The sequence below is a fragment of the Azospirillum mesophilum genome (assembly GCF_053470405.2).
The window spans coordinates 20,594-30,213 of record NZ_JBPXMQ020000060.1 but is presented as its reverse complement, the minus strand read 5'-3'; the positions used below and the strand labels follow the sequence as shown (position 1 = coordinate 30,213).

Genomic DNA, 9,620 nt, shown 5'->3' with positions numbered 1-9,620 from the left:
CGCTGAACGGTCTGGTGAAGGTGCTGAACCGGCTGGGGCGGGGCTACAGCGTGGATGTGCTGCGCGCCAAGGTGCTGCTGGCCCACGGCGCCGGCAAGATCGCCCCGGCGCCGAAGGGCAAGCTGCTGCGCGACTGGCATGCCGACCTTGATGTGCCGGCGTACCGGCGGCGCGGGCCAGAGCCGAACATGGTTGGGCTCGTCACGCGCTTCCGCGAGATGGCCCCTCCGCCACCGCCCGATGTCCACCTCGGCATCGACCTATCAACCTTGACGCGGCTGATCGAGGCGGATGCAATTTGACCCCGGATCAACCCGCTTTTCCGGAGAGCCAAAAAAACTATCCTCGTGCTCACCCAAAGGCGGTCGGCGCGTGCGATGACCAAATCGACCGCGCCCCGCTCGAAGCTTTATTCCCCACGCCTCTCCGCGCAGACGCTGCATAGATCGGGCTCCGCCCAGTGGCAGCCTTCCGGGCACCCGCAGCGGTCCGTGCAGCCGCACTCCCGGCACGTAGCAATGCCGAGCCGGCCCAAGTCCGGACGCACCGGCACATCCTCCGCGCTGAACGCCGCCGGCAGATGGTCGCGCAGCAGCTCTTCCATCAGCGACAGGCTTTCCGCATCGGCTGCGTGCCAGCCAGGCTCCGGGGCCAGCCCCTGGTAGGAACCGATGATCCCGAGGGCATGGGCGATGGCGGCGGCGCCGATCTGGTCACGCACGGTCGGGGACAAGGCCTGCCATGCCGCTACGGGATCAACGAGCCCGGCGCTGGTGAGGATCGGGGCCGCGGTCAGGCCGATCGCGGCGGTCGTGGCAAGCGGAAGGCGCTGGTTCATAGGCAAGTCTCCGTGGGGCGATCTCGGTTTCGGTATGGAATTGGAAAGGAGGGGAGGCGTGTTTTCCCGGCGACGCCGCATGTACGCGATGCGTGCGGATCATGCACACGACGCCGCCAATAAGTTGCCGACGCTCAGCGCGGGAAGGTTCCCCCGCCCGGATGATCGGCATCCGGCCAGGACAGGATGCGGCGCACGCAGCCGGCGGCGTGCTCGTTGGTGAGGCCACGAAACCGGCTGCGGAACTCGGCGACAGCCGGCCCGAAGCCACCGCGCGTGTAGGCGGCGCGGATCGCGGCCTCGTCGTCGGCGCTTACTGTGAACATGTTACCTCTCCCCTCGCACGCGGCGAAACGGACGTTGCAGGGATGCTCGCGATCGGTGAGAATCGCCCCGACCAGCCTCCAAGGAGGACACTGTGAGCGGCCAGAGCCGGTGGCTGAAGTCCACCTTGAACTGCCAGAGCGGCGCGAGGATCCGGGCGATCCTGCTCCACCTGGCGGAACAGCACGAGAGCGGCGACGGCCCCGTGTTCGTCGAGTGCACGGACGACATGCTCGACATCGCCCGCAGAGCCCGTGACGGGATGCAGCTCACGATGGCGCAGGAAACCTACGTCATCGGCGTGCTGTCCCTGCGCGTGCACGCGGCGGCCACCGCCGCGGCGCTGACCCTGGGCACCGCCCTCCCCTTCCCCTCGGCCACGACGCCTCCCGGCGAGCCACAGTCCCCCCGTTCCCGCCGCCGTTCCGGCCCGCGCGCCGGGGCAGACCCTGGCCGCGCAAAAACAACTCAGCCTGGAACTGACCGGCACGACCGCTGGCGCCCCGGGGGCGCGGCGCCTGCCCGACGACCTGTACGAGCTGGTGCTGCGCCTGCGCCGCTCCGGCCATCGGGTCTATGCGGCGGGCGGCCGGCACAGCGTGGACGGCGTGCAGATCGACACCGCGCAGCTGCGATGGCTCGCCGACAGCGGTCTCGCGGGTGAGGGCCGGCACAAGCCCTAGCCCGCCGCGGCCGCGCGGACGGCCTCGCTCTGCTTCCGCTGCCGGAAGGCTTGCACCCGCGCCACGCAGGAGCGCACCGCTTCGTTGGCCTGGAGATGCAGCTGACCGCGCGTCGCCGCGACGTAGAGCAGGTTGAGTTCCGCATCCCGTTCGGCCGGTGTGTAGCGGGGCAACCCGTCGCGGCCGAAGGCCTCGAGGTCTTGGAGCGTGGGGAAGTCCTCGGCCAGCCGCACGGCCGGGAACTCGTCGCCTTTCCCTTTATGCGCCGTGCTGAGAATAAGCGTGGCCCGCGTCCGCTCCGGAACGTGCCGGCGGTCGATGCTTTCGCACAGGTCGGGAATGGCCCCGCCGTACCGGGCGATGATCTTGGTCAGCAGCTCCAGTTCACGGTCGCCGGTTTCATCGACATGGTCTTTCAACTCCCCGTAGGACGCGAAGCGCGCGAGCGCCGGCACGCCTTTGGGCCGGTCGCCGCAGTAGAGCGCCCAGCCGCCCATGATGAGCTTCAGCAAGGGCTCGGCGCCGCCGATGACGTGCAGCGGGCCGCTGCTCATGACCGCTTCGTCGAAGAGCTGCATGTTGGTACGGCACAGGACGGCGTGCACCTCCGGCAGCCCGACCACGTCGCTGTCGATCGCCGGGTTTCCGCGCAGCGGCACCTTCGGCGCGCGCGAATGGTTCGCCAGGATGCAGCGGGCGATGGCGGCCACGCGCGGCCCGAAGCGGAACGACTCCGACAGGTGCAGGGTGCGCGGGCTCGGCTGGTCCATGGCATTGACCGCGTCGCGAAACTGATAGATGGACTGGAACGGGTCGCCGACGCGGATGATCGGGAAGTCCTGCATCCCAAGGAGTTGCAGCAGAAGCGGGTTCGCGTCCTGGGCCTCGTCGAAGAGGCCGTAGGCGAAGCTGAGCTTCGGCCCTGTTAATACCCAGCTTTTGAGATAAAAATCGTGTTCGAGGGGCAGCTGCGACCCGCGCGCGGTGATCTGACGCCACAGGCTGCGCGCCCACTCGGCGATCTGACCGGCCATCGGATCGGTCGGCCGCACGCCCTCGACGTGCTGGACGTCGATGGTCGGGTCCGCACTGTTGCACCAGCGCCGGACGGTGTCGAGCACCCACGTCCCCAGCAGGCTCCGGCGCAGCCGCCCGTCGTCCACGATGGACAGGAGGTCGGCCACGTCCGAGCCGAACAGGCGACCGTTCAGCCGCTCCCTGTGCTCCTGCATCCCCATGGCGCGGTAAGCCAGGCCGTGGCTGGTGCGGCAGCGCGTTGACGGCGGGAAGCTCTTCTCCGCGCTCGTCTGGATGTTCTTGTTGAAGCAGATGTACAGGTTCGGCCGGGTGTCCGCGCGGGCCAACATCTTCAGCGTGGACGACTTCCCAGCTCCCGCGTAGGCGACGATGGCAAGGTGTTCGTTCGGATTGGACCGCCACGCATCCAGGATCGCGCGCTGCTCACCGGTCGGCGTGGGATGGGTGCTGTCAGACATGGAGGAAGACCGCGTTGTGGTGCGCCCCATGATGCGGCCGCTCTAGAGTAACGTCAATCACTTGTCAGCCAATCCCAATACCGTCCAGCTGTGACAGGCGCACCTCAACGGACAGACATAATCCAATATGGACGCTGGCAAGATTTCGTCTCCCTGCTCCCATTCATGTCCAGCTTTGAAAATATACGGCGTGCGCACAGGAGGCAATTTCCATTCTACAAACAGCAAACCATGGCGAAAACACACGCTTTTTTACTGTGGCTCGGCGGGGCGCGGCGGTAGCGTTGGGGGCATCCGCAACCTCGACACGCCAAGAGCCCCGCCATGTCCTTCATGCTCGCCGACCTCGCCGCCGACGCCCTGGCCCTGGAAGGGCGCTACCGCCGCGCCATCGCCGATGCCATCGCCGACGGTCGCCTGCCGGCTATTGACGTGACGGTCACCGGCAGCGGCGACGGCCTGTTCGCCACGGTCGCGGTGGTCGTCACCGACAGCCCCGTCCCGCTCGTCGTGCGCACCACAAGCGGTGCCCGCACGCTGACCGATGCCGGGGAGCGCGTGCAGCGCCTGCTGCTGGCGCTCGGCGACACGATCACCCTCCCCGATCGCTGGGTGCACCGGACCGTGGACATCACCGCCGAAGCGGCCCCGGCGGCTGTGTCGCAAATGCCCGCGGCCGGCGGTGCTGCCGGCGGCATGGCCCGGCTGGTCGATCTGATCGCCGAACGGCTGGGGGCGGGCGCCGCGCTGGACTGGAAGGCGCTGTTCGCCCTCGCGGACGAGGCGTTCGGGGGCTCGCTGGCGGCGGGCGCGTGGTCGGCGAAGGACGCCTACGAGGCGTCGGAGGCGGCGGTGAATCGCCTGATCCTGGCCGAACCGGCGCGCTTCGCCCCGACCGGCGACCGCACACACGCGGCGGCCGTCGGCGCCGAGCTGGCCGCCCTGCTGGGCCGCCTGCCGACGCACACGCGCCGCGACACGGAAACCGTCCGGCTGCAGCAATTCAGCACGCCCCAACCTTACGCCCACGCCTGCGCCTGGGCGGCCGATCTGCGGGCCGGCGAGCACATGGTCGAACCCTCCGCCGGCACGGGCTCGCTCTGTGTGTTCGCCACCGCCGCCGGGGCCTCCGTCACCGTCAACGAAATCAGCCCCCGCCGGTCGGCGCTGCTGCGCGGGCTCGGCTACGCCCCGCTCGCGGAGGATGGCGGCCAGCTGCACAACATCCTCGCCGGCAAGATCACCCCGCCGACGGTGATCCTGATGAACCCGCCCTACTCGCGCTCAATCCAGAAAGGCGACCGCGCCGACCCGGCGACCGCCGCCCGGCACGTCAACGCCGCCCTCACCCTGCTCGCCCCCGGCGGCCGGCTGGTCGCAGTGCTGCCGAACCGCCTCGGCGTCGCGACCTCGCCCTGGCTGGCAGACGTCGGCAAGCGCTTCGCGGTCCGGGCGAACGTACTGGTGTCCGGCGCGCTGTTCGCCGCGCACGGGACGGGCGTCGAAACGCGCGTCCTGGTGATCGACAAGGCCGCGCCCGTCGATGCACTCCCGGTCGTCGGCGCGGCCCGCACGCTGGACGAACTGTACGCTGTGCTGGAAGCGGTGCGGGGCACCCGGCCGAGCATCGCCGCGCCGGTCCCGGCCAACGACGCAGCCGCCGGCCCCGCCGTTGCCACGGTCGCCGACATGGGCCTGGGCAGCGCCGAAACAACGGCCGCCACCCTTGGGGAGGATTCGCGGTACGCGCCCTATGAGGTCCGGACCGTCCAGCTTCCCGGCGCCCGCCCCCACCCCACCCCGCTCGTCGAAAGCCTCGCCATGGCCGCGGTGGCGCCCCCGGCCGCGTGGTACCGCCCCGCCCTGCCCTCCGATGTGGTGACCAGCGGCAAGCTGTCTCTGGCCCAATACGAAACCGTCGTGATGGCGGGCCAGGCGTTCCAGCAATCGTTGCGGCAGACCACGGACGGGATCCCGTGGCGGTTGGGCTACTTTCTTGGCGATGCCGGCGGGGTCGGCAAGGGCCGCCAAGTGGCCGGCGTGATCCTCGACAGCTTCGCGCAGGGCCAGACCCGGGCGGTATGGCTGACGAAGGACGCCGGGCTCTTGCTACAAGCCGCTCGCCGCGACTGGCAAGCGCTCGGCGGCGATCCGAAGGACGTGTTCACGCTCAACCGCTACCGCCCGAACGAGCCGGTGCCGGTCAAGCGCGGGATCATGCTGGTGTCGTACGGGACGCTGCGCTCCGGTTCCGGCCGCAACGGCGGCCGGCGGCGCGTCGATCAGATCATCGAGTGGTGCGGCAAGGACTTTGCCGGCGTGTTGGCGTTTGACGAAAGCCATAAAATGTCGGAAGCGCTCACCGGCAACAGCGAGTTCGGCAAGACCAAGGGATCGCTCACCGGCATGACCGGCGTGGAGTTGCAGGAACGGCTGCCTACGGCCCGTGTGCTCTATACCTCGGCGACGGGTGCCGACAAGCCCAAGAACCTGTCCTACTGCACGCGCCTCGGCCTGTGGGGTCCGGGCACGCCCTTCGTGGACGCTGTGGACTTCGTGGCATCACTGGAAGAGTCGGGCATCGCCGGGATGGAGGTCGTGGCGCGCGACCTGAAAGCTTTGGGCAGGTACACCTCGCGCTCGCTCTCCTTCGCGGGGGTCAAGTATGAGCGGGTGGTCCACACGCTGAGCCCGGAGCAGGAGGCCATTTACGACCGCCTCAGCGCGGCGTGGCGGCTGGTGCTGTCGCACTTCGAGGACGCCATGGAGAAGACAGAGGCAGCGAAGTCGCCGCTCGCGCGCGGCGCGGCGAAGTCGGCCTTCTGGAGCGCGTTACAGCGGTTCTTCAACCAGGTGCTTATGAGCTTCCAGATGCCGACCGTGATCGCGTCCATCAAGCGCGACCTGGAGGCGGGGCACGCGGCGGTGGCGCAGCTGGTGAACACGCTGGAGGCAGCCCTGAACCGGCAGCTGGCCCAAGAGGGGGCCATGGAAAACTTGGAGGATTTGGACCTCACCCCTCGGGACGTGCTGATCGAACTCGTGCGCCAGAGCTTCCCGGTCGCCCAGTTCCAGACGGTGGTGGGCCTCGACGGAAAGGAAAGCGTCGTCCCGGTGACCAACAGCAAAGGCGAGCCGGTTCTGAGCGCAGAGGCCGTCAAGATGCGCGACGATCTACTTATGGAGCTGGGCGCCATCCAGGTTCCGCAAGGGCCGCTGGACATGCTCCTGGATACCTTAGGCCCCGATCAAGTGGCCGAACTGACGGGCCGGTCACGGCGCGTGGTGGTGCGGCCCGGTCCGGATGGAACTCCGACCCGCACGGTTGAAAACCGCACGGAAGCGCAACGCCTCGCGGAGTTGCAGGCCTTCCACGATGATAAGAAACGCACAATCGTGTTCTCCAATGCCGCGAATACCGGCTTGGACATGCACGCCGGGCGCGGCTTCACGAACCGCCGTTTGCGGCGCCATTACGTGATACAGGCTGGATGGCAAGCAAAGGAAGCGGCGCAGGCCATGTACCGCACGCACCGCTCCGACCAGGAACAGCCCCCCGAATACGTGCTGGTGTCGACCAACATCAAGGCGCAACTTCGCTTCATTTCGACCATCTGCCAGCGTTTGGGGGCGCTCGGCGCGCTGACTCGCGGCCAGAAAGACACCGGCAACGCCGGCATTTTCAGCGAGGCCGATGATCTGGAAAACCAGTATGGGCAGGACGCGCTGTATCAGATGGTCGTGGACCTGTTCAACGGCGGCGACGTGGCGGGGTTCACGCTCACCGACCTGGAGGACGCTCTGGCGCTGCGCCTGCGCGACGACACCGGGGGCTTGCTGAAAGCGAAGATCCCGCCCGTGAAGCTGTTCCTGAACCGCCTTCTCGCGTGCCCGATCAAGGTCCAGAACACGCTCTTCGCCGACTTCGCCGACCGCATGCAGGACAACATCGAAGCGGCGAAGAAAGCCGGGACGCTCAACCGCGGCATGGAGGACTACAGCGCCGACCGAATCGAGGTCATTGCCGCTCCGCGCACGGTCTACACCGATGCGGCAACTGGGGCCGCGACGCAGTACGTCCATCTGCGCGCGTGGCACCGCCGCAGCGGGAGGCGCTTCGACAGCGTCGCGCGGGGCTGGGTGGACGGGTGCGAGCGCCGGATCGTCGGCTTCGTGGCGGACGGGGCAGGGAAGGCGCGGGCCGTCGCGGCGGCGCGCTCGCGGACCAAGGAAAACGGCGACGTGGTCGGGCAATACCGGATGGTAGGGCCGTTCTCCGAAGAGTTCGCCGACCGCCCCTCCGTGGACGCCACCTATGACTGGATTGACGAAGCCACGGCCGCGCATCTGTGGGCTGCCGAATGCGCCACGGCGGATGAATGGTGGATCGACGAGTTGCACCTTCTCACCGGCCTGATCCTGCCCCTGTGGGATCGCATCGGCGGCAGCGGCCGGGTGGTGCGGGTCAAGCCGTCGGACAGCCAATCCTACCTGGGCCGGCTGATGCACCCCGGCAAGGTGCGCTCCACCTTGGCACGGCTCGGCGCGGCGGTGGACGCACAATGGAGCCCGGCGGAAGTGATCGACGCGGCGATTGCTGGCGACACGGTCACGCTCGCCAACGGCTGGCGGATCGGCAGGCTGCGCCTTGCTGGAACGTGGCGGGTCGAACTGACGGGCTGGCCGGTGACCAAGCTCCGCGCGCTGGAACAGCTGGGGCTCGTCGTGGAGATGCACAACTTCCGGACCCGCGTTTTCATCCCGACCGGCAAGCCCGACGTGCTGGCCGCGTTGCTGGCCGAGCACCCGGTATGTGACGGCGACAGCGCGGTCCCAAAGGCCGCGTAATCCGCCGGGGAGGGGTGGGGCAAGGGGGGGCAGCGGCACCGCCCGGCGTGCTCATCACCGACCGACGCTCCGGGAGAGAGAAGGGCACCCCCGGCGACGTCGCATGTACGTTAAAGCTGTAGGGCGGGCCGCATTACACACGCATTGCTTACATGCGGCGTCGCCGGGCAGGGTCGGGTGAGGCGGTGGCGGCCATTCTGCGGCCAGCGGAAATCGCCAAGCCCCCGCCGCAAGCCGATCCCTGGCTGGACAGCGCAAGTCTGGCGAGGGAGCGGCAAAGCGGTCGGGGCGTAACCGGGTTCATTATTGATCTTCGCCGACGGGCGACGTGATCGGGCGGGTGAGCAAAGCGTAAAGCTCGTCAACGATGGACGGCAGGGACGCGGGGTTCCCCTCGGATGTCCCGACGAACAGACGGTCAATGTCCCCGAGGCGTTCGGCAACGTCATCGTCGTCGCGGCCGGGAACATTGCTGCCAGGGAGCGCATCGCACAGCTGGTCACGGATCTCCCACATCCCCGTCACCCAGCCTGATGGCTGCTCTGTTGCCAGAGCCTTCGCCCGATCAAGCAGGGCGGCAAGGTCGGAGCGCGAGAGGATGCATCTTTGAGGAACAAGGTGGCCCTGCATGAATGATACTCCCTCCAATTCCGGAAGCTGATTATCGGTCGATGAACTCGAACAGTTCGGCGCGTTGCCGCCGCAACGGCTCAAGCTCGTAAAGGTGGGGTGCCATATCGGCCCATGACGAATAGCCGCGCTCCTGGGCCAAGTGGTCGAGGGCTTCCGTGTGCGTGCATCCTACAGCGCGCTTGATGCGCTTGGCTTCGCGCTTGAGGAAGTCGGGCAAAGGAACAGCCACGGTCAAGCCCTCCATTGCCAGAAAGTCGCAGACTCAGATGCCCGCGCCGTCGTCGGTCGTGTTCGGATCGGGCGCGGTGCCGCACGGCTTGTCTCGATGACGCGGCCAAAAGATGGCGCCGAGCGCCAACAGGATCGGGCCAAACCCTCCGGTGACAATCAGCACCTTGAAGGCATCAAAGGAATGGCCGCCTAAAGTGATCTGGTCCATTGCTGATACACTCCCTTACTGGAGATGCTTCAACTCAGCATCATTCGTGCCGCACATCGGACGCCCATCCTTGTCGAGACGAGGCGTCAAGCCTCCTGTGGTCCCGGCTTTGCTGTTCTCATAGCCGAGACGGTAGAAGAGGTATTGGCATCCCGTTTCCGGATCGGTGATGAGCATGACCTTCTCGTATCCAGCGGAAGGTTGCTCCTGGCTGGTCCACGTCCGCGGTGTCGGCCCCGCGCCTTCGGCACGAACGGCCGTCGTTAACGGCAAAAGCGATGCCATGGCCACCACGCCAATTGGCATTGTTCTACGGCCTTTGGCCCAAATGCGCTTCATGACGGCTCCATTTCCAGAAA

General features: G+C 67.7%; 10 protein-coding genes. 3 read left to right on the top strand and 7 right to left on the bottom strand.

What is annotated here, in order from left to right; translation table 11 throughout:
* The coding region (locus tag ACSVC7_RS30345; protein WP_483509013.1) for a hypothetical protein at window positions 1-302 on the top strand (302 nt) is incomplete at its 5' end.
* Between the two features lie 107 nt (window positions 303-409).
* Here ACSVC7_RS30345 and ACSVC7_RS30340 read toward each other — a convergent pair.
* Window positions 410-838: a hypothetical protein gene (locus tag ACSVC7_RS30340; RefSeq protein WP_448208222.1), complete on the bottom strand. Its 429-nt coding sequence runs from the start codon at window positions 836-838 to the stop codon at window positions 410-412.
* A 134-nt stretch (window positions 839-972) separates the two neighbouring features.
* Window positions 973-1,164, bottom strand: a complete 192-nt coding sequence (locus ACSVC7_RS30335; protein ID WP_448208221.1) for a hypothetical protein — start codon at window positions 1,162-1,164, stop codon at window positions 973-975.
* 540 nt (window positions 1,165-1,704) lie between these two features.
* On the opposite strand from ACSVC7_RS30335, the gene ACSVC7_RS30330 reads away from it, so the two are divergent.
* Window positions 1,705-1,845 (top strand): hypothetical protein, encoded by a 141-nt coding sequence (locus ACSVC7_RS30330; RefSeq protein ID WP_448208220.1) that lies wholly within the window; start codon window positions 1,705-1,707, stop codon window positions 1,843-1,845.
* On the opposite strand, the gene ACSVC7_RS30325 is transcribed toward ACSVC7_RS30330, so the two are convergent.
* Window positions 1,842-3,341 carry a UvrD-helicase domain-containing protein gene (locus ACSVC7_RS30325; RefSeq protein ID WP_448208219.1) on the bottom strand — a complete coding sequence of 500 codons (1,500 nt, stop codon included), beginning with the start codon at window positions 3,339-3,341 and terminating at the stop codon, window positions 1,842-1,844. The two genes, ACSVC7_RS30330 and ACSVC7_RS30325, sit on opposite strands and share 4 nt — an antisense overlap.
* A gap of 324 nt (window positions 3,342-3,665) precedes the next feature.
* Between ACSVC7_RS30325 and ACSVC7_RS30320 the strand changes: the two genes are divergently transcribed.
* Window positions 3,666-8,189 carry a strawberry notch-like NTP hydrolase domain-containing protein gene (locus tag ACSVC7_RS30320; RefSeq protein ID WP_448208218.1) on the top strand — a complete coding sequence of 1,508 codons (4,524 nt, stop codon included), beginning with the start codon at window positions 3,666-3,668 and terminating at the stop codon, window positions 8,187-8,189.
* Between the two features lie 303 nt (window positions 8,190-8,492).
* Here the strand turns inward: ACSVC7_RS30320 and ACSVC7_RS30315 are convergent, their stop codons facing one another.
* From ACSVC7_RS30315 to ACSVC7_RS30300, 4 genes are read right to left on the bottom strand one after another with little or no spacing between them, the layout of a single operon-like run.
* On the bottom strand, window positions 8,493-8,819 hold the full coding sequence (locus tag ACSVC7_RS30315; protein WP_448208217.1) for a hypothetical protein: 327 nt from the start codon (window positions 8,817-8,819) through the stop codon (window positions 8,493-8,495).
* Window positions 8,820-8,850: 31 nt separating this feature from the next.
* Entirely contained in the window at window positions 8,851-9,051 is a 201-nt protein-coding gene (locus ACSVC7_RS30310) for a hypothetical protein (RefSeq protein WP_448208216.1), read from the bottom strand.
* A 33-nt stretch (window positions 9,052-9,084) separates the two neighbouring features.
* Window positions 9,085-9,261 (bottom strand): hypothetical protein, encoded by a 177-nt coding sequence (locus ACSVC7_RS30305; RefSeq protein WP_448208215.1) that lies wholly within the window; start codon window positions 9,259-9,261, stop codon window positions 9,085-9,087.
* A gap of 15 nt (window positions 9,262-9,276) precedes the next feature.
* Complete coding sequence (locus ACSVC7_RS30300; RefSeq protein WP_448208214.1) at window positions 9,277-9,600, bottom strand: DUF6440 family protein; 324 nt, start codon at window positions 9,598-9,600, stop codon at window positions 9,277-9,279.
* Window positions 9,601-9,620 lie beyond the last annotated feature (20 nt).

Excerpts from the sequence above, each read along its gene's own strand:
- ACSVC7_RS30300 (WP_448208214.1), bottom strand. The coding sequence starts at position 9,600 with ATGAAGCGCATTTGGGCCAAAGGCCGTAGAACAATGCCAATTGGCGTG.
- ACSVC7_RS30305 (WP_448208215.1), bottom strand. The coding sequence starts at position 9,261 with ATGGACCAGATCACTTTAGGCGGCCATTCCTTTGATGCCTTCAAGGTG.
- ACSVC7_RS30335 (WP_448208221.1), bottom strand. The coding sequence starts at position 1,164 with ATGTTCACAGTAAGCGCCGACGACGAGGCCGCGATCCGCGCCGCCTAC.
- ACSVC7_RS30315 (WP_448208217.1), bottom strand. The coding sequence starts at position 8,819 with ATGCAGGGCCACCTTGTTCCTCAAAGATGCATCCTCTCGCGCTCCGAC.
- ACSVC7_RS30340 (WP_448208222.1), bottom strand. The coding sequence starts at position 838 with ATGAACCAGCGCCTTCCGCTTGCCACGACCGCCGCGATCGGCCTGACC.
- ACSVC7_RS30320 (WP_448208218.1), top strand. The coding sequence starts at position 3,666 with ATGTCCTTCATGCTCGCCGACCTCGCCGCCGACGCCCTGGCCCTGGAA.
- ACSVC7_RS30325 (WP_448208219.1), bottom strand. The coding sequence starts at position 3,341 with ATGTCTGACAGCACCCATCCCACGCCGACCGGTGAGCAGCGCGCGATC.